Here is a 19228-nt window from a genome sequence, read left to right as displayed (position 1 = left end):
GAACGCTGACGCGAATCTCGCAACGGGTGTCTACGGCATGCAAATGTTCACGATACGCCGCGAACAGGGTCGGCTCGCCGAGGTAGCGCCGATCTTCAAGCGGTTTGTCGACGAGCATTCTGAGGACGCTACGTGGCGGCCAGGATTCATGTTGATCTGTAGTGATCTCGGCTTCGAAGCGCAGGCCCGCGACAATCTCGATCGGCTTGCGGAATCGGAATCCAGCATCCCTGTGGACAGCAGGCGGCTTGTCACGTTGACCTATCTGGCGGAGGTTGCTGCCCGCTTGCGGGACGTCGAACATGCCGAACGGATTTATGCCCTTCTCCTGCCGTTCCAGGATCAGGTCGTCACGGTTCCAGTCTTTACGCTTTGCTGCGGATCTGCGGCACGGTTTCTTGGCATGCTGGCCCATGCACTCGGCGACTGGTCAGCCGCCGAACAGCATTTTGACTACGCGCTGCGCATGGATGAGCGCTTACGGGCGTGGCCGTGGCTAGCCCATGGCCGGCACGAATACGCGCTCATGCTGGCGGCGCGCAATGGCAGAGAAGATAGAGAACGAGCGCAAGATCTGCTCTCGATGGCGGCCGCTGCAGCCAGAAGACTCAAGATGTTCGCTCTCGTGGAGCGAATCGGTGGCGCGCAGGCAGAAGCTCGGCCCAAAAGTTAGTACAGTGTTTGACGCGCAACGAGCAGTCGCTACTCAAGGAGAATCACATGCCGCGTTTTATGATTGAACGTAATTTTGCGGAACAACTCGAGGTCACGGGTGAAAGTGCTGCAACTGTGAAGAGAATCAACGACGAGGAAGGCATCGAGTGGCTCTTTTCGTTTCTCAGCGCGGACAAGAAGAAGACCTATTGCCTGTATGAGGCGCCCAACGCAGACGCCATCCGCGCCGCTGCACGTCGGGCGAATCTGCCCGCCGACGTGATCATCGAGGTAAGCGACCTGCGGCCGGAAATGTTTAACTAGAAGGTGGGGCACGGACGCAGTGTCTGATGGCTGAGCCGATCCAACGACAGGCTTGCCGCCAAGGTATTCGGGCAGCGGCGGCAACCAGCAATCGACGCGTTCGAGTCTGCCTCGCAGCCCGTCCCTCTAGGCTAAAACTAACAATGGCTCAACGCGAGGACAGGGGCCGAGCCGTTGACAACACGACGCCGAAAGCGAGTCACCGGGATATCCAGTAACGCGAGATTCAGACGAGCGCTCGGTCAAATCAATCTCCTGTACAGGGTGGCCCGCTTATCAAGTCGACATGATGCCGCAACGAGCTTGTTGCAATTCATGGACCGAACTCACCGAATCGCTTGGCAAGCTGGCCGCGTATCGTTTCGAATGGCTGCTTCCTGGTCACGGTTGGCTCGCGCACTTGCCGGCCGAGGAAATGAGTGCTCGCTTGCTCGCGTTGGTTGCGCGCATGCGAAATGATTGAACTTGCCGGAATACCTTCTACCGGCATGACGCGTTTCCGATCCGTCGGCATCTAGCGCTGCAATGCAGCGGAGCGAGGTGAGATTGCATTCGCTCTGGCCGGGCAGGTCTGCCATTCTCCTGGCCTCGCGGCGCAACTTACTGATCGTCAACTGAATTTGCCAGATTTCCGCGTAGGAAGACTCGAGTTCGGCCTCACCTGACGTTCACGTCTCACCCTTTGGCAAGGCAGATTTAGGTTGCTCCTCTGCCATTCGCGCCGTAGCGACCGCGAATGGCATCTCTCGGAAGGGCGTCGGGGAACACCAGCAGACAGCAACTACAGTTGCGTCTCGGAAGAACTTCGGTAAAAAAGCCAGCGCCCGTCGTTGACGGGGTACTTGTACACTGATTTCCGCGAACCTGGCTGCGGAGCGCCCGATACCGTCGATCCCGACACGATAGCGGCCGGCCTCGAACAGGTCCGCACCTCCCTCACGCTTGCACTGCTCGGCTCGCACGCTATCCCGTTCGTGCAGAAGGACCACATTCCGTTCTATCGGCAGGCGCTGCCCGAGCATCCGAACGGACTCAAGTTGCACGCGTTAGGTGTGAACGGCGAAACGCTACGCGAATCGACGTATCTGTCGGTTGGTCGGCTTTGTCGTGACGGCGGGCGCGCCGAGTACGATGGTGCTCGCCGCTGTCAAACAGTTGCCGCATCCGTTCCGCGGCGGTGCCGATTTGCTGGAGATGTGCAAGACGACGGGCAATCGTCGCTCGTTGGGCAGGACCTGAAACGGCGCCATTTTTCGCGCGCGCCGGCCCAAGCCATGTAGATGCATTTTATGTGTCATGGCCCGAGGGGGCCAGGCGCGCTACCACTGACTCACAACAGGACCGCTTGCTGCAAAAGTTCCAGCGCTTTCAATTCGTCCAATCGACCCGTGCGTGCTTTACCTGCCAGCGTCTTGATCAATGCTTCCGCTATCGGTTCGATACCGTGAAGATTATCCAGGCTGGTCACGGAAGAGAAGGCGAGTGGTACCGGGTTTCGCTGCGATACGGGGGCGGGGAGCGACTCAAGGGCTGTCGGTGTGGCTGCCGGTGCCTGGCCGTTACTTTCTTCAAGTGGACGTCCGGCAAGGTCGTCGGCGAAATCATTCACATGAACTGGCGGGCTGATGACGATCGTCTCTTGCTCTCCTGCGCCATCCGCCGAAACAGGCGAGAGGCTTTCCGATTCGCCCAGGTCGCCCGCACGTGAACGCGTCGTGTTCGCCTTCGCTTTGGCGAGCTTCTTCACTGGCGCGCCAACGTCTGTTGCAGTCGCAAGCGGCTCGTGTTGTTGAGCGGATACGCGACCACGCGAAGCAGGCGTAAGCATACGCGACACCGACTCTGGAATCTCGGCTTCGGAGCGCGGCGTGTCCAGCCAGCCAGATGGCAAACCCAGTCGCTCCGTGAACCGGTTTGCTTCGATACTGTCCATGCGCTTCTTGCCATGTAGCCGATCGGCTATGTTGAATCCACTCATCTCCATGACCACGCCAAGTCTTACTTTTGATCCGTTGCGACTCGTGAGAACGTGGAGGTTAGCACGTCGGATGTTCTCCACCTCGGCGCTGTCGCTCAGTGCCAGCGGTTGCTGTTGAGGGGTTTTAGGCGACGCTTTGTCTTTCGAAGGCGAAGCTTTGAGCGGTGCTTGAGGTTTAGGCTGTTTGGGCATTTCGCTTTGAATGTTCCTGACGGCGCTGGGCGACCCGCCCGCTACTTTCTTTGGCATTTGCGCTTCCTCAGACAAACTATTGATCCGGCAATAAAATGTTGAAATCAGGCGGCATAGCGAACGGGATCATGCTGGAAGTATTTCCGGATACGTTCGGGTTGTTTCTGAACGACCTTGTAATGGTGCATAGTGGCCTTGACCAGTTGCAGCCTGGTACGCGTTGGTGTGCGGCGCGTCACGCTTTGCTTGAGGTCAGCGTTGGCCATCTCGTTGGGGTTCAGCTCAGGGCTGTAGCTGGGCAGATAGAACACCTCGATCCGATCACGATGCCTGTTCAGCCAGGCTTTCACGGCCTTGCCGTGATGTACACGCAGATTGTCCAGAATAAGGAAGATCTTTTTCTTCGCCCCGGTAATCAGTCGTCGCATGAAGTCGATCAGGATGCCGGTGTTCAGCGCTCCGTCGAAGATCTTCCAGCGCATCTGTCCTTTATTTGTCACCGTAGAGATGACCGACAGGCCAGTACGCTTCGCATTGACCTTGAGCACCGGTGTCTTGCCTGCGGGTGCGTAACCGCGGCCTCGGACATCGTCGGAACGCAGTCCCGTTTCATCACCCCAGTGGACTTCGGCTCCCTCAGCCCCGGCCCGCTGCGCAATGGCGGGATAGTCTTCATCGAGCCATTTCCTGATCGCCGCCGGCGATTGCTCATAAGCCTTCTTCAATGGCTTTTGCGGGGTGAAGCCCCAGCGCGACAGATACAGTCCCATCGTACGAACCGGCACACGGATGCCAAACCGCTGTTCGATCACCTCAGCTACGCTTTGACGGGTCCACAGGGCATAAGGCATTTTCAGCTGGTCTGGCGTGCGATCCTGGATAATCTTCTGCACGACCCGCTCCTGGTCGGCACTCAGACTGCGCCCGGCACCCGCTGGCCGACCACGAGGGCCGACATCCACCGCACGCCAGCCACCCGCCTCGTACGCCTTGCACGCCGCGATCACCGTCGTGGGCGACATTTCGCAACGCAGCGCCACCTCTTTCAACGCTATGCCTTCGAGGCGCATCTTCACCGCGCGACGACGGCGTTCATTCAATGCCGCCACCGGCAAGGTTCGAGAGTCAATTTTTTCCATATCGACTCCGACAGTTCGCCGCGATCAAGGTTTCAACATTTTATTGCCGGATCAATATCTTCAAGAAATGGTTGATGATCGACGTTCAGGGCAGAAGCGGGCTTAATTGCTTCAGGCTCTACGTCATGTCCGTCATCCGTTTGAATGAAGTCGAGCGGTGACTTCAGGCGTGCAATGGTCTCGGCCGCGAGCGCGGGATTGGGCTGGTCAAAAAAGCCATGCGGTAACCCAAGCGTAGTTTCCATGTGGAAGGCCGTCTCGGGCGTGAATCGTTCGCCCTTCATCAGTTCGCCCACGCGCGTCATGTTCGATTCAAGTGCTATCGCGATATTCTCGGCACCTACCGCATCGACCAGAAACTGAAAAGATCGTGTTTTGAAGATGGAGGCAGTCTGGACGGAGTCGCGGGGAGGCGCCTTCACATACGGTTGTCCCTGCCGGTTGGGCGGAGATTTTTTTTCGTGGTGAGGATGGCGTTGGCCGTTGCCCCGGGATCCCGCATATCGCCCGCGGGCTTGACTCATAAAGTAGGGCTCCATGCGATGTTGATATTCTGAATATCTTGATTATAGAGGAGGCGATGCTGTCATCTGATGTGTCGGTCGCTACCTATGTGTCACCGCCGGGCGTCCAGCGCCAAAACGGCCGTCCTCATGCTGTCACATTTCGACGTTAAGCTTTTCGCCCTCGGTATTCAATCCACCGTTGTGGGTCGTCATCGAACCCCAGTCACTGGAAAACCTGACGACCTGCGTATCTCTCTTTGCATCAGGAGCATCACGTGTTGAGCGCCCACGAATTTGCAACATTGATGCTGGTCAGGGACTCCGCCGATCACATTGCCGAACGGGAAGAACTTGGTACGTTGCTTGAACGCCAGCTTGTCGCACTGGAGCGGCTCGCGGGCGGGGCAGTACGCCCTCGCATCACGGAGGACGGAGAGTCTCTTCTCCGTCACCTTGCCTTTATCCATTGATGAGAGAAATCCGTCGGGTGCCGCTCAGGTTCTTCAACCCGCCCGACTCGCAGGCGGTAGTGCCTCAACGTAGCGCCTCCAGACGGCGTTGGCAACGTTTGTCATCTCCACCGCGTCGATAGCTCTGCATGGCCTTTGTGCGGTCCGGGACAACTCCTGTCTTCTGCACCCCACACGCCCTCCCAGAAAAGTCCGAGATTGTGTGCTGAGGCTTTGTGTCCCAGTTCAATGGCCTGCTCGTAGAGCGAGCGCGCACGGCTCACATCCGCCTGCACGCCCCGCCCAAGCCGTGCGCTGTCGGCCAGCGCGGCGGCGGCCAGGCCGCGCAGACGACCGTCCGCGGTTTCATCCTTCATCACGTCTTCAAGAATCGCGTTACCTCTCTCAAAGTCCGCGTCCCCACCTGTTGGTGCGACGAGTGATATGGCCATTGCCGTTCGCCAAGCCGGATGGCGGTTCGCGCCAATGCGCTCCAGTAGCCAGCGGCCCAGATAGGGTGCATGGTTTAACGTGCTGGTGAGAAGGGCGTTGGCGATTGCGGCGAGCGACTCCGGTGACAGGAATCCGGTTTTGTTTGCCGCAATGACGTGGCGCGAGAATTTTTCGACATCCAGTGTAGGGTCGGCGCGACGCAACTGATGCCATTCGCGCTCGATGGCTCCGACCCAGCTTTCCATTTGCATGGTGAGCGAACCCGTGGTGAAGAATGCACCTGATTCTAGCTCACCTTTCACCGATTGCAACCTGCGATAATGAACGTCAGCAACACCGTCGATTTTCTGTTGCGGGCCCATCGGGATAAGACCGCGGCGCGCCGGTATTTCGAAAAATCGATCGCCCGGAATGGCGAACCCGAGACGGTGACGATCGACAAAAGCGGCGCAATCTGGCTGCGCTGGAAGCCATCAACGCCGAGCGCGAAACGCCCATCAAGATCCGCCAGACGAAGTACTTGAACAACATCATCGAACAGGACCACCGCGCGATCAAGCGGCGCACCCGAACCATGCTTGGGTTCAAGAATTTCCGGTGCGCCCGCATTCTGCTTGGTGGCATCGAGGTGGCGCACATGATCGCCAAGGGGCAGATGAAAGACAACGGCACCCAACAGCAATCGTTTTATCGCGACAAAGCCACATTCAGTCGCCGCGGTTGATCCTGGCGAATGCCGTCTCGCCAGGGGCGGAACGTGGGACGCTCGCTTCAGGGCTGAACCTCATACGGCGGGAATGCAGAGAGGCGTGGATCGTCCACCGCGCCACCGACTGTGAAGTGATACAAGCTCTGCCAGGCGTGATCTTTCACTCCGAGCAGTGTGTGCATTTCGTCGTCAAAAAAGCAACCAACCCCCGTGGCACGCACTCCGGCGGCTTCGGCTTCGAGATACAGAACCTGGCCGAGAATGCCGCATTCCCAGAAGAGGTGGCGATAACGCCATGGTTGCTTCAGGGCGATTTCGAATCTCGCGATCATTCCCAGCGCAAAGCAGGCGTCGGCGGCGATATCCTGGTGGCAGCAGATCAACTTTGCCACGGCGCGCAAATCGTAAGGCAGTAGAAAATAGAGCGGCAGATAGTCCGGCCCGGTCTTCTTCCACAGCCATTCTGGACGCAGAGACTGCATGAGAACCGGCAGCGCTCCGGGATTTCTCACGAGCATATACAGACCCGGCTCCAGGCCGTCGACGCGATGCACAAATAGTGCCGCGTGCACTGCCGCAGGAGATATCAGGGCATTCCACGGCGGCGTGTCGCGATGTGGCAACAGGCACCCCAGCATGCTGAAAAAGGCCGCGCTGGCGATGCGCGTCGTACCATCGAAATTCACCGCGCTGCGACGCTGCCGGGCGATCTGGGCAAAGCGGAGATCAAGGGCGGGCTGCGCAGGGGGCGGGCGCAGTTCTGGATTCGGCGAAGTCGGTTCGGGAGTCCGGGCCTTGTGCGTGGCGAGATGGATCGAATCGATATCCGGCCACTTCACATGTCCCGAGCTCAGCTGATTCGCGCGTCCGGACCACTGCGCCTTGTCCAAAGCGGTCCGCATGCGCTCAAGGTCAGGCCGCCATTCAGGATTGCCAATCCAGAGCAACACATCCGACGCCTCGGCTTCGGCGTCCACGAAATCTGCGCTGCGGTGCGATCCTAGCAAGTCGGCCAGTTCATCATCGGCAGCCGCCTCCACCAGCCGCGTCTGCCAGCCGAGCGCAGTCGCTGCGTAACTCAGCGCAGCGATGACATGGCCGCAATCGTGCTGGCAGTAGCGCCATGCACGCATACCGTATTTCCACGCCTCGCGCCAGTAGATCGAGCTTATGCCGACCAGGACACCGCTGTCCGAAAACGCCTGAGTCCATCGCGGATCGTTCACTGCGGCGCGTTGTTCAAGCGCATGGTCCCGGCTCAGGTAGTGGTAGACCCCGGCGGACACGCCGGGCAGAGCGGGACACAGCAGATAGCTCTCGGTCGGATGCAGGTTTCCGCTCGAAGGGTTGCAGCGCAGTGCCCACCGCTGGGCGCCATACGATTTCCACGCTGACAGGCCGAGCGAGAGTTCGAACAGGATTGCCAGACTGGTTAGATCGAATGCGTGCGCGGGCGGCAGGGCGCCGCAGCGCAACGCGCTGTAGCGTGTAGTCAGTGTTTCCGCGGCTAACGGCAGATCTACCCGCGGTGTGCCGTGAAACACCCGGAACGGATCCGGCTGGGTTGTCCAATCGAGCCTCCCGGGACCAGGGGCGTAGAAGTTGACGTGGTGCTTGCTGCGTTCGTGATATTCAAGCAGCGCACGCCTTGACCGGTCCATGTTCCCCCCTCAGGCCAGGAATCCCCCACATGCGGCTGTACGAAACCAGCTGGCTGGACGTTGGGGCGCGATCTCATTTCGGTCGTGGAAGCAGGCGCACTTCGGCCAACTGCTGTTGCCCTTGGTGGCCACTGTACCGTGGCTGGCACTCGGGTTGTCTCCACGAAAGCCCACGGATGTTTCCAGCGCACAAGTTGCGCTTCAGGCGTCTTCAAAGGCATTCGGGGCTGCAGACGTCAAAAGCTTGTGGCCATCCCAGGTTAGCCGCCATTCGCTCTACCCATCGAAATCGTGCCCCGTTGCGCTGCGCGATGACAGGACGCTCACAAACGGCTCAGCAGCTCCGCCTTCTTGGCGGCGAACTCCTCATCGCTGAGAATCCCCTTCGCGTGCAGTGCGGCGAGCTTCTCTATGGTGGCGAACACGTCTGTCTCGCGGGCCACCGACTGAGTGCTGACGGGCTCCTCCTGCATCAGCGGCGACACCGGCTGCGGAACCCCGCCCAACGAAACAACCGGCAGGCTGGCGACAGCAACCAGGCCGTGCTGGCTCGCGAATGTGAGGGACGCGCCGCGGGACTGCTGCTGCGAGAAGCCGCTGATCTGGTGATCGAGCGTATCGTAGACCGTCACCTTGCCGTTCACTTCGATCGCCAGGCGCCGGGTCGGTCCGAAGTAGGCATAGCGGACGTCGTTCTGGGCACCCGTTGTGTTGGGCCGCCCCAGATCAGCGGGCCACCAGTCGCCGGAATTGCCGGGCGCGGGCGGAACGAACAGACTCACCGGTTCGACTGGTCCGGCTGCAGTCTGCTGCTGGTTCCTGCCACCGTAACCAGCGTTCTGCTGTTGTTGCTGGCGGCCACCGTCGTTGCCCTGCTGCTGGGTACCCTGGTTCTGCGACTGGAAGCTGCCGTTGCGAATCAGGTCGGGCTGGTTTGCCACCAGGCGGGAAAGCTCAGAACAGAGCCCGTCGACCCGGCCCTTCAGGTAGTGGTTGAACATGTCGGAGACCATGGTCATTCCTCCCTGCATCCACTGGCCGGAGCCACCAAATTCGGGGTGATCGAACTGGGCCATGCTGCCGTTACCGCGAATTACAGACTCCAGCATGCTCATCACCGCATCCGTGCTGAACCCATGTCGCTGGGCTACTTCTTCGATCAGTTGCTGGCCGGCGGGGGTGAGTTTTTGCATGGTGATCCACTCATGGTTTCTCGTGTTGCCTCCCGGGATGATGTTACTGCCCGGGTAATTGCCACCGCCCGATCGTTTTGCGGTGAAGTGTCTGTTCGGTGAAGTGTCTGTTATCTCCGACCCATAACGATTGTCTATTGGAGCATGTTAGCGAGTTTCGAGATGCCCGGATCGATCAAATCCGGGGACACGCCGGTTGGCGGCACGGTGTTCGTCGGCTCTGGAAACCCGAGCGATGGTACGGGCGCCGGGGTGCATGCCTTTAGCTTGCTTCCGCTCTACCGGCAGTCGAATCTCAGTTCTTCGCATGCGCGCCGCGCCAGCGTGCCCTTTGCGTCCAGATCGCCGTCCGCCGCCTTTTCGAACGCATCAAAGAGCTTCTCAACTGCGCGGTGATCGGCCTTCAGCAACGCGATCGCGTCCGCTGTAGCGGGGGCGTCAGTCGATCCGCTTTCCTTGTTCTGCGTGTTCATTCGTATCTCCCTGAAATATGTGAGGAATTGCGTCGCTGCCGTCCATGTACGGTCTCACGATCCGCATCCACATTCAGCAATGAGCGTTCCTCGAACCAGCGGTGCCGAGGTGTGTGGGCGCGCGTCCGTGACCTAGAGTCATGACTGACTGGCACACGGTATGCGACGCACCGGTGTTTCCATCGAGTTGACCGGACCAGATGACCGCCGACAGCCGTGTTCGACGAGCTCACTCGCGCGCGTACGCGGCGCTGCGTGCGTGCGTCCTGGTGTTTTCGGCGCTGGTCGTGCTCGATGTCGCCGCCGCGCCGCAACAGAGCGCGCTCGAGCCGGCAGGCGTGCAGGCGGCGCATATCCTGCGCCTGTGGAATGTGACGCTGGTCATCTGCGGAACCGTTTTCGCAGCCGTGCTTCTTGCAACGCTCATGGCGCTCATGCGCAACCGTCGTAGCGCCGACTCATCGCCGTCCACGCCTCAGCCCGACGAGCGAACTTCGACGCGCACGCGCAACGCGGTCATCGCAGCGACGGCTGCATCGGTCGTGCTGCTTGTCGGCCTGGTGATCGCCGACGTGATGACGGATCGCGCGCTTTCGAAGCTGCCTGTCGAGAACGCGGTGCGTATCGAAGTGACGGGGCAGCAATGGTGGTGGCAAGCCGTCTATTCGCCGGAGGCGGGTCAGCCCGGTTTCGCGACGGCCAACGAGTTGCACGTACCCGTCGGCCGTCCCGTCATCGTTGCGCTGAAGGCCGGTGATGTGATCCACACGTTCTGGGTGCCGAATCTGCATGGCAAGAAAGACATGCTGCCGGGTATCGAGACGGCAATCGAATTTCGCGCCGACAGGCCCGGCATCTATCGTGGCCAGTGCGCCGAGTTTTGCGGCGCCGAGCATGCGCTAATGGCGATGCTCGTCGTTGCGCAATCGCCCGAGCAATACACGGCGTGGCGCGGCCGGCAGGTTGCATCCGCTTCAGGTCCATCCGACGCGCTTGCGCAACGCGGACGGCAAATCTTCGAGCAGTCGAGTTGCGCCGGATGTCATACGGTGCGTGGCTCTTCCGGGCAAGGCACGCTCGGCCCGGACCTCACGCATCTGATGAGCCGCCAGACGATCGCAGCAGGCGCGCTCGCCAACACGCCCGCCGATCTGCTCCAATGGATTCGCGATCCGCAAGCGGTCAAACCGGGTACGACGATGCCCGCGGTGCCGCTGGCGGCCGACGATCTGCGGGCCGTCGTCGCATGGCTGGGGACGTTGCAATGAGCACGGCCGAACCGCGAATCGTGACTGATGTAAACCTTGACCTCAAAGACGGGCCGGACGCGCCGCAGCATGTAAAAGATGCGCTCGCGCAAACATGGCGCGACCCGGGCGGCTTTATCGGCATGCTATCGGCCGTCAATCACAAGACCATCGCGCGCCGCTTCATCGTCACGACCTTCGTCTTCTTTCTGCTCGCAGGCTTGCTCGCGCTCGCCATGCGCACCCAGCTCGCGCGGCCGGACGGCCGGCTGTTCGGACCGGACCTCTATGACCAGCTCTTCACAGTGCACGGTTCGACGATGATGTTTCTGTTCGCCGTACCCGTCATGCAGGCGGTTGCAGCGTGGCTCGTGCCGCTGATGGTCGGCGCGCGCAGCATCGCGTTTCCGCGCGTCAATGCGTACGCCTATTGGGTGTTTCTGTTCGGCGGCCTGACGTTGTACGTCGCGCTCGTCCTGGGCGCCGGGCCGCGCGCGGGCTGGTTCAGCTACGTGCCGCTCGCTGGCCCCGACTATTCGACGGGCAAAGGCACGGACATCTGGGCGCAGATGATCACGTTCACGGAGATCTCCGGGCTGCTCGAAGCCGTGGTGCTGATTGCGACGATCCTCAAGATGCGCGCGCCCGGCATGTCGCTCAACCGTATGCCGCTATTCGTATGGGCGACACTGGTGACGCAGTTTATGGTGCTGTTCGCGATGCCCGCCGTGATGCTGGCGAGCACTGCGTTGATCCTCGACCGCCTGGTCGGCACGCAGTTCTACAACCCGGCGCTTGGCGGCGACGTGTTGCTATGGCAGCATCTGTTCTGGTTCTTCGGGCACCCGGAGGTATACCTGATCTTCATCCCGGCGCTCGGCTTCATGTCGGCGATTGTTGCAACGTTCTCGCGCCGTCCGGTGTTCGGCTATCCGGCGATGGTGCTCTCGTTGATCGCCACAGCCTTCCTTGCTTTCGGGCTCTGGGTTCACCACATGTTCGCGACATCGGTGCCCGCGCTCGGGAAGAGCTTCTTTACGGCGGCGAGCGTCATGATCGCGATTCCGTCCGGCGTGCAGATCTACTGCTGGCTCGCGACGCTGCTGACGGGCCGGCTGAACATGAAAGCGCCGCTGTACTTCGTGCTGGCGTTTTTCTTCAATCTCGTGCTAGGCGGTTTGACGGGTGTGATGCTCGGATCGGTGTCGCTCGATCTGCAGGTGCATGACACGTACTTCGTCGTCGCGCATTTGCATTACGTGTTGATCGGCGGCGCTGTGTTTCCGCTGTTTGGCGCGATCTATTACTGGTTCCCGAAAATGATGGGCCGCATGCTCGACGAAAGGCTCGGACGATGGCACTTCTGGCTTTTCTTCATCGGCTTCAACGTGACGTTCTTTCCGATGCATCTGCTCGGTCTGCGTGGGATGCCGCGCCGCGTGTGGACCTGGCCGCACGGCATGGGCTGGGACACGATGAACCTTGGCTCGACCATAGGCGCGTACATGATGGCTGCGGGCATGCTGGTGTTCATCTACAACGTAGTGCATAGCAGCAGGCACGGATCACGGGCGGGCGCCGATCCGTGGGGCGGCGGCTCGCTCGAGTGGAGCGTGCCGAGCCCGCCGCCGCCTCACAACTTCGACGCGCTGCCCGTCGTCCATGCGCAGGAGCCGCTTTGGGAGTCGCCTCGCGAGCCTCGCTGGGTGTCGGGACTGACGGCGACCGCGCGCGAAGTGCTGACGACGACCGCGCTCGACGCGCAGCCCGACACGCGCCCGCTGTTCCCAACACCGTCGATCTGGCCGTTCCTTAGCGCGGTCGCGACGACGGTCTTCTTCATCGGCTCGATCTATACGCCGTCGGTGGTGTGGTGGGGCACTGTGCCCGTCGCGATCGCGATGATCATCTGGTTCTGGCCGACGCGGCGCAACAATGCGATTGCGCGCGCACTGGAACGCTGGCCCGACGACGCGCCGCACGACGGCGCAAAGAAAGTGGCGATGCCGCTCGCGCAACCGTCGACGCTCGATGTGCGTGGCCTGCCGAGCTTCGGCTTCGGGTCACGCAGCCTGATGTGGTGGGCGACCATGGGGCTGATGCTGATCGAAGGCACCGCGTTCGCGCTCGCCATCGCGATGTACTTCTATCTGCGAGCCGTCAACGCGGTATGGCCGATGCACGCGCCGCCGCCGTCGCTGTTGTGGGGCTCGCTGAATACGGCTGTGCTGATCGCGAGCATGTTGCCCAACGAACTCGCGCGGCGAGCCGCGAACAACGGCAACCGGAAAGGCGCGCGCCTTTGGCTCGTCATTTGCCTTGCGTTCGCGCTGATGTTTCTGGTGTTGCGCGGCTTCGAGTTCGCCGCGCTCAACGTGATGTGGTACGCAAACGCGTACGGATCGATTGTCTGGCTACTGCTTGGTCTTCATACGACCCACCTGATCACCGATACCGTCGATACGGCCGTCCTTGCCGCGCTGCTGTACATCGGGCCATACGAGGGCAAGCGGCTGGTCGACACGAGCGAGAACGCGGTCTACTGGTACTTCGTCGTGTTGAGCTGGCTGCCGATTTATCTGGTGATCTATTTCGCGCCCCGGATGTCGCCATGAACCGGACTTCTTTTGCCTCGTGGCTCGGTCTGGTCGTCGCGCCTTTTGTCGTACTCGGTGCGCAGAGCCTCAACTATGCGCTCGTGCAGGTGGCGTGTGCACAGCGCAGCACGCTGGCGCTCGATGTCGTCAGCGCGGTCGCATTTCTGTTTTCGGTGGCGGCGACAGTGCTTGCCCACACGCGCTGGCGTCTCATGTCGCGCGCACGCGATGCCGGCGCGGCATGCGCTGCTTTCTTTGCGCTGATGGCGATGCTGGTTGCCGCGCTGTCGGCGCTGATCCAACTGATGATGTGGTTCCCGCAATGGTTGCTCTCGGCCTGTCGTTGAACGCACCGCGCATGCGTATCAGGCTCGTTGTCGCGCCGGCGTGCGTTGCGTTGCTCACGCCAGGTGTCGCAACTGCGCACGTGCTCTCCGCCTCTGGTCCGGCCATTCCCTCATTCGGCTGGACGGCCGAACCCTGGGTGCTTGCGCTGATGATGGCAAGCCTCGTCGCGTACGGGGTCGGCTATTTGCGTCTTCGCAAGCGCGGCTCTCCGCACGCGCGCAGCGCCCGCGTCCGCGAAATCCATTTCGCAGCCTTCGCCGGCGGCTGGCTCGGGCTGGCGCTCGCGCTTTTCTCGCCGCTCGATCCGCTTGGCTCAGCTCTCTTCTCTGCCCATATGGTGCAGCATGAATCGATGATGCTGATTGCCGCGCCGTTGCTCGTGATCGGCCGGCCGCTCGGCGTGTGGATATGGGCGTTGCCGAAGCGTGCGCGGTTGAGGCTTGGATGGCTGGTCAGGACGCGGGCGTTTTCCAGGTTCTGGCGGGCGCTGACCTTGCCGCTCGTTGCCTGGCCGCTGCACGCGGCGGCGCTATGGGCGTGGCATGCGCCTGCGTTGTTCCAGGCGGCGCTGGTTCATCAATGGGTACATTCGCTACAGCACGCGAGTTTTCTACTGACGGCCTTGCTCTTCTGGTGGACCGTCGCAGGCGACGGCGCGCGGCGACAGACGGACGGCCACGCCATGTTGTCGCTATTCACGACGATGGTCCACACGGGCGCACTCGGCGCGCTGATCACACTCGCGCCTGGCCTCTTGTATCCGCTGTACGTGGAACCGTGCAGCGCGCTAGGCGTCGATCCGCTGCACGACCAGCAGCTGGGCGGGCTCATCATGTGGGTGCCGGCGGCGACTGCGTATCTGGTGGGCGGACTGGCGATTGCCGCGCGCTGGCTGACGCGTCGCAATGCGCCCATGCTCACAACGCGGCATGCGGTGATTGTGCCGCGGGATGGAACGCGATGAATCTTCACCGCACGCCGTCGATCCGCTGGCTCATAGCGTGCGCATTGTCGGGCGGCTGCGCGTTCGCGCTTCTGTTCGTTTTACCGACACCCGATGAAGCTGCCGTCGCCGCGCCTGCGCAAGCGCCGCTGCCTGATTACGCAACGCTCGCGCGCGGCGAATACATCGCGAAGGCGGGCGATTGCGCAGGCTGCCATACGGCGGCGCAAGGTGGTGCGCCACTCGCAGGCGGACTGGGCCTTGCATCGCCATTCGGCACGATCATGTCGAGCAACATCACGCCCGACCGGCAATTCGGCATCGGCCAGTACAGCTACGAGGATTTCGCGCGCGCGTTGCGCGAGGGTGTGGCGCGGGACGGTAAGCTACTGTATCCGGCGATGCCGTATGCGTCGTTTGCCAAAATATCGGACGACGACATGCGGGCGCTGTACGGCTACGTCATGCATCGCGTTGTGCCCGTCGCAAAACCAACGCCGCCTTCTGACGTGGCATTTCCGTTCAATCAGCGCTGGGCGCTGCGCTACTGGCAGCTAGCGTTTGCGCCAGGCGGCGTGTACAAACCGCGTGCGGACCGTAACACGCAATGGAATCGCGGTGCGTATCTGGTGCAGTCCCTCGGCCATTGCGGCGCCTGTCACACGCCGCGCGGCGCGGCGTTCCAGGAGCGCGGCTACGACGAATCATCGAAGAGCTATCTCACGGGCAGCGTCAACGATCACTGGTTCGCGCCGAACCTCACAGGCGATAAAGGATCGGGCCTCGGCCGGCTGAGCGCCGCCGACATCGCGTCGTTCCTTAAGACGGGGCACGCCGGCGGCGTGATCGCCTATGGCAGTATGGTCGAGCAGATCGAAGACAGCTCTCAATACCTCACCGACGAGGATGCGCAGGCAATCGCGCGCTATCTGAAGTCGCTGCCCGCGCAAAAGCCGTCCGGGACTTACACGCCGAACGCCGATCCGGCGCGTGCGTCAGTCAATGGCAACCGCGTGCCCGATGAACTGTCGCTCGGCTTTAATGTGTATCGCAGTTTTTGTGCGAGATGCCATCGCGACGACGGTATGGGCGTTCCCAACGCCTTTCCTTCGCTGGCTGGCAATCCTTCTGTGCTGACGGAAGATACGACGTCGCTGATCAGGCTGCTTGTCGAAGGCGGCAATAGCCCGGCGACGCTCACAGGGCCACCGCGCCAGTCGATGCCCGGTTTCGTGGGGACACTGGCCGATGTGCAGATTGCCCAGGTGCTGACATATATCCGCAGTGCGTGGGGCAACAACGCGCAACCGGTCACCGCGAACGATGTCAGCACGCTGCGCGCCGAACTGCACAAGTGAGAGAGAGGGGGAGCCATGAACGTTGCACGACAGGTGGTGTCTTTTCTCAGCTCGCGCGGCCTCAAGCTCGCGACAGCCGAATCGTGTACGGCGGGGCAGATTGCATCGTGTCTCGCCGAAGTGCCCGGAAGCAGAGCGTGCCTCGATGTCGGCTTCGTCACATACTCGCCGTCCGGCAAGGCAGGCTTTCTCGGCGTGCAGCATGCGACCATGCAGCAATATGGCCTGACGAGCGAAGCCGTCGCCCGCGAGATGGTGGAGGGCGCGTTGCAGCAGGAGGCGTGTTGCGCTCATGTTGCGGTGGCCAACACCGGCGTCGCCGATGCATCGCCATCGGACGGACCGCCGCCCGGTACGCAATGCTTCGCGTGGGCGTACCGCATGCGCGATGGTCACATCGTTACGTTTACAGAAACCCGACGCTTCACCGGCAGCCGCAACGAAATCCGTCATCACGCTGCGCGTTACGCGCTGTCGCGCATCGAGCATTACTTCAACACCTTGGGCTTGCTGCGCTGAGCGAGTGTCGTTGAAGCGCGCGAGGCACGGCGGATGCTTGCATCGTCTCCACGAAATTCATGGAGTGCATGATGAGCACCGCCCATAAGAAATCAGATGCCTATCAGCAAGCAAGCGGAGGCTGGGGTTCCGTCAAGGCTGTGGCAAGCGCCCTTGTGCACGAGCGTGCGCCCGTTACGACGAGCCGCGTGCTCGTTCATCAGAACAAGCCCGGCGGCTTCATGTGCGTCGGCTGTTCGTGGGCCAAACCTGCACACCCGCATCCGTTCGAGTTCTGCGAAAGCGGCGCCAAGGCGACGGCGTGGGATACGACGTCGCGCCGCGTCGAGCCGGAATTTTTTGCCTCGCATACCGTGAGCGAACTAGAAGCGTGGCACGACCACGATCTCGAAGAAGCGGGGCGACTTTGCGCGCCGATGCGTTGGGACGCCGCCACCGACAGATACGTCGAAACCACCTGGGAGCATGCCTTTGGCGAGATAGGCCGCGAATTGCGGGCGCTCGATCCCGATTCCGTCGTGTTCTATACGTCGGGGCGTGCGTCGCTCGAGACGTCGTACATGTATCAGCTTCTCGCGCGCATGTACGGCACCAACAATCTGCCCGACAGTTCGAACATGTGCCACGAGAGCACGAGCGTCGGCCTGAAAGAGGCAATTGGCGTCGGCGTCGGGACCATCACGCTCGACGATTTCACCCACACCGATCTGATGTTCTTCTTTGGCCAGAACGTCGGCACCAACAGTCCGCGCATGCTGCACGACCTGCAGGCGGCGCGCGAGCGCGGTGTGCCGATCATCACTTTCAATCCGATACGCGAGCCGGGGCTCGTGAGCTTCGTGAATCCCCAATCGCCGTTGCAGATGCTCAAGCCAGGCGCTACACAGATCAGCACGCAATACCACCAGGTGAAGGCGGGCGGTGATTCCGCCGCGATTGCCGGCATTTGCAAGGCGGTGATCGAAGCAGACGACCGCGCACAGTCGGAAGGCGGCGCTCGCATTATCGATGTGTCTTTCATCGCAGAGCACACGACAGGCTTCGATGCGTTTGCCGCGTACGTCCGCAGCATCAGCTGGGAAGAACTGGAACGGGCGAGCGGCCTGCCTCGGCAAGCGATGACGGCAGCCGCCGACGAGTACATGCGAGCCAAGGCCGTAATTGCGCACTTTGGCATGGGGCTCACGCAACATCGGATGGGCGTGCAGAACGTGCGGATGATCGTGAACCTCCTGCTTTTGCGCGGCAATATCGGCAAGCCTGGCGCGGGTCCATCGCCGATTCGCGGACATTCGAACGTGCAAGGCCAGCGCACGGTCGGCATCACGGAAAAGCCTTCGCTTGCGCCGCTCGACAGGCTCGCTGAGCAATACCATTTCGACCCGCCGCGCCATGAAGGCATGGCGACTGTCGATGCGTGCAAGGGTGTGATCGACGGTCGCGTGCGGGCGGTGATGCAGCTTGGCGGCAATCTCGTCAGGTCGGTTCCCGACCGTTACGCGATCGAGCCGGCGTGGCGCAAGCTGCGTCTGACCGTGCACGTGGCGACCAAGCTCAATCGAAGTCATCTCGTGCATGGCGAAGTGTCCTATCTGCTGCCGTGCCTCAGCCGCATCGAGGTCGACACGCGCCTCGGCAAGCCGCAGGCGGTTTCGATGGAGGACAGCACGGGTTGCATGCATGGTTCGCGCGGTGTCGCGTTGCCGGCAAGCGACCGTCTGCTGTCTGAACAGGCCATCGTGGCGGGCATCGCGATGGCGACGCTCGATCAGTCATCGGTCGACTGGGAAGCATGGAGCAACGACTATGCGCTGATCCGCGATGCAATTGCTCAAACCTATCCCGACATCTTTCACGACTTCAACGCGCGGTTGTGGACGCCTGGCGGCTTTCACCGCCCGTTGCCGGCGCGCGCACGGAAATGGCAAACGAAGAGCGGCAAGGCGGAGTTTCTTGTACCCGAGACGTTGAACGAAGACCCCGACATGCCGGAGCGCAGCCTCACCGATTTACGTCTGTTCACGCTGCGCAGCGACAGTCAGTTCAACACGACGATCTATCGGCTTGACGACCGGTTTCGCGGCATCAGCGGTACGCGGATGGTCGTGTTGATGAATCCCGCGGACATCGCGCGTCAAGGGCTCGAAGCGGGTATGTCGATATCGCTCGCAGCGGTCTCGCCGGATGGAATGAAGCGGCAGGTGGATGGCTTCAGGGTAGTGAGTTTCGATCTGCCTGAGGGCAGTATTGGGGGTTATTTCCCGGAGTGCAATCCACTGATTCCCCTCTCGCATCATGCGAAAGAGAGCAAGGTGCCAGCCGCCAAGTCGATCCCAGTGCGGATCGTGCGGTAAGCGGCGTTGGGAGAAGTTTGAAGGAGCCAAGCGCCGTTTGCATTGGGCGGTGGCTTCCCTGTGCATGCGCAACGCTCGCATGCGATAGCATCGTGGGTGACCTGGCATGGTCAGTGCGCGTCCGGGGGACA

13 protein-coding genes and 7 pseudogenes are annotated in these 19228 nt (G+C 61.4%); 13 read left to right on the top strand and 7 right to left on the bottom strand.

Going from position 1 to position 19228, the window contains the following annotated elements; genetic code table 11:
- From BLT65_RS44340 to BLT65_RS44325, 4 genes and pseudogenes are all read left to right on the top strand, one after another.
- Window positions 1-673 (top strand): annotated as a pseudogene (locus BLT65_RS44340) (AAA family ATPase); the annotation flags it as partial.
- Between the two features lie 47 nt (window positions 674-720).
- Window positions 721-978 (top strand): DUF4242 domain-containing protein, encoded by a 258-nt coding sequence (locus BLT65_RS44335; RefSeq protein ID WP_042305760.1) that lies wholly within the window; start codon window positions 721-723, stop codon window positions 976-978.
- Window positions 979-1276: 298 nt separating this feature from the next.
- Window positions 1277-1441: pseudogene (locus BLT65_RS48270) on the top strand (MBL fold metallo-hydrolase); the annotation flags it as partial.
- Window positions 1442-1853: 412 nt separating this feature from the next.
- Window positions 1854-2190 (top strand): annotated as a pseudogene (locus BLT65_RS44325) (serine dehydratase beta chain); the annotation flags it as partial.
- Between the two features lie 118 nt (window positions 2191-2308).
- Here BLT65_RS44325 and BLT65_RS44320 read toward each other — a convergent pair.
- The 3 genes and pseudogenes from BLT65_RS44320 to BLT65_RS44310 all read right to left on the bottom strand — a co-directional run.
- Window positions 2309-3229: pseudogene (locus BLT65_RS44320) on the bottom strand (hypothetical protein); the annotation flags it as partial.
- A gap of 23 nt (window positions 3230-3252) precedes the next feature.
- Complete coding sequence (locus tag BLT65_RS44315; RefSeq protein ID WP_091790423.1) at window positions 3253-4287, bottom strand: IS630 family transposase; 1035 nt, start codon at window positions 4285-4287, stop codon at window positions 3253-3255.
- Between the two features lie 56 nt (window positions 4288-4343).
- A pseudogene (locus BLT65_RS44310) lies at window positions 4344-4811 on the bottom strand (hypothetical protein); the annotation flags it as partial.
- A 257-nt stretch (window positions 4812-5068) separates the two neighbouring features.
- Here BLT65_RS44310 and BLT65_RS44305 point away from each other — a divergent pair.
- The gene (locus tag BLT65_RS44305; RefSeq protein ID WP_081920802.1) at window positions 5069-5263 is read left to right on the top strand and encodes a hypothetical protein; all 195 of its coding nucleotides are present in this window, start codon (window positions 5069-5071) and stop codon (window positions 5261-5263) included.
- A 101-nt stretch (window positions 5264-5364) separates the two neighbouring features.
- Here the strand turns inward: BLT65_RS44305 and BLT65_RS44300 are convergent, their stop codons facing one another.
- Window positions 5365-6057, bottom strand: coding sequence for a sel1 repeat family protein (locus BLT65_RS44300; protein WP_244187074.1), 693 nt, complete (start codon window positions 6055-6057; stop codon window positions 5365-5367).
- Here BLT65_RS44300 and BLT65_RS44295 point away from each other — a divergent pair.
- A pseudogene (locus tag BLT65_RS44295) lies at window positions 6025-6419 on the top strand (DDE-type integrase/transposase/recombinase); the annotation flags it as partial. The gene BLT65_RS44300 and the pseudogene BLT65_RS44295 overlap by 33 nt on opposite strands.
- Window positions 6420-6466: 47 nt before the next feature.
- Here BLT65_RS44295 and BLT65_RS44290 read toward each other — a convergent pair.
- The 3 genes and pseudogenes from BLT65_RS44290 to BLT65_RS44280 all read right to left on the bottom strand — a co-directional run.
- Window positions 6467-8065 carry a SagB/ThcOx family dehydrogenase gene (locus BLT65_RS44290; protein WP_042305764.1) on the bottom strand — a complete coding sequence of 533 codons (1599 nt, stop codon included), beginning with the start codon at window positions 8063-8065 and terminating at the stop codon, window positions 6467-6469.
- Window positions 8066-8388: 323 nt separating this feature from the next.
- The gene (locus tag BLT65_RS44285; protein ID WP_091790422.1) at window positions 8389-9258 is read right to left on the bottom strand and encodes an SHOCT domain-containing protein; all 870 of its coding nucleotides are present in this window, start codon (window positions 9256-9258) and stop codon (window positions 8389-8391) included.
- A 296-nt stretch (window positions 9259-9554) separates the two neighbouring features.
- Window positions 9555-9731: pseudogene (locus BLT65_RS44280) on the bottom strand (hemerythrin domain-containing protein); the annotation flags it as partial.
- Between the two features lie 200 nt (window positions 9732-9931).
- On the opposite strand from BLT65_RS44280, the gene coxB reads away from it, so the two are divergent.
- From coxB to BLT65_RS44245, 7 genes are all read left to right on the top strand, one after another.
- Window positions 9932-10999 (top strand): cytochrome c oxidase subunit II, encoded by a 1068-nt coding sequence (coxB, locus tag BLT65_RS44275; protein ID WP_091790421.1) that lies wholly within the window; start codon window positions 9932-9934, stop codon window positions 10997-10999.
- Window positions 10996-13593, top strand: coding sequence for a cytochrome c oxidase subunit I (gene ctaD, locus BLT65_RS44270; protein ID WP_091790420.1), 2598 nt, complete (start codon window positions 10996-10998; stop codon window positions 13591-13593). The genes coxB and ctaD overlap by 4 nt, the downstream gene beginning before the upstream one ends.
- On the top strand, window positions 13590-13922 hold the full coding sequence (locus BLT65_RS44265; RefSeq protein WP_091790419.1) for a hypothetical protein: 333 nt from the start codon (window positions 13590-13592) through the stop codon (window positions 13920-13922). The genes ctaD and BLT65_RS44265 overlap by 4 nt, the downstream gene beginning before the upstream one ends.
- 11 nt (window positions 13923-13933) lie before the next feature.
- Window positions 13934-14887, top strand: coding sequence for a cytochrome c oxidase assembly protein (locus BLT65_RS44260; protein WP_244187072.1), 954 nt, complete (start codon window positions 13934-13936; stop codon window positions 14885-14887).
- A complete protein-coding gene (locus BLT65_RS44255) occupies window positions 14884-16224 on the top strand; it encodes a c-type cytochrome (RefSeq protein ID WP_091790417.1) in 1341 nt (446 codons plus the stop codon). Before BLT65_RS44260 ends, BLT65_RS44255 begins: the two co-directional genes overlap by 4 nt.
- 15 nt (window positions 16225-16239) lie before the next feature.
- Window positions 16240-16743 carry a CinA family protein gene (locus BLT65_RS44250; protein ID WP_091790416.1) on the top strand — a complete coding sequence of 168 codons (504 nt, stop codon included), beginning with the start codon at window positions 16240-16242 and terminating at the stop codon, window positions 16741-16743.
- A gap of 71 nt (window positions 16744-16814) precedes the next feature.
- Complete coding sequence (locus BLT65_RS44245; RefSeq protein WP_167306663.1) at window positions 16815-19097, top strand: FdhF/YdeP family oxidoreductase; 2283 nt, start codon at window positions 16815-16817, stop codon at window positions 19095-19097.
- Window positions 19098-19228 lie beyond the last annotated feature (131 nt).

Origin of the sequence: Paraburkholderia steynii, assembly GCF_900100565.1 — a bacterium.
GTDB classification, from domain to species: domain Bacteria; phylum Pseudomonadota; class Gammaproteobacteria; order Burkholderiales; family Burkholderiaceae; genus Paraburkholderia; species Paraburkholderia terrae.
Note: the sequence above shows the minus strand (reverse complement) of the source record. Positions and strands in the feature narration are given on the sequence as shown.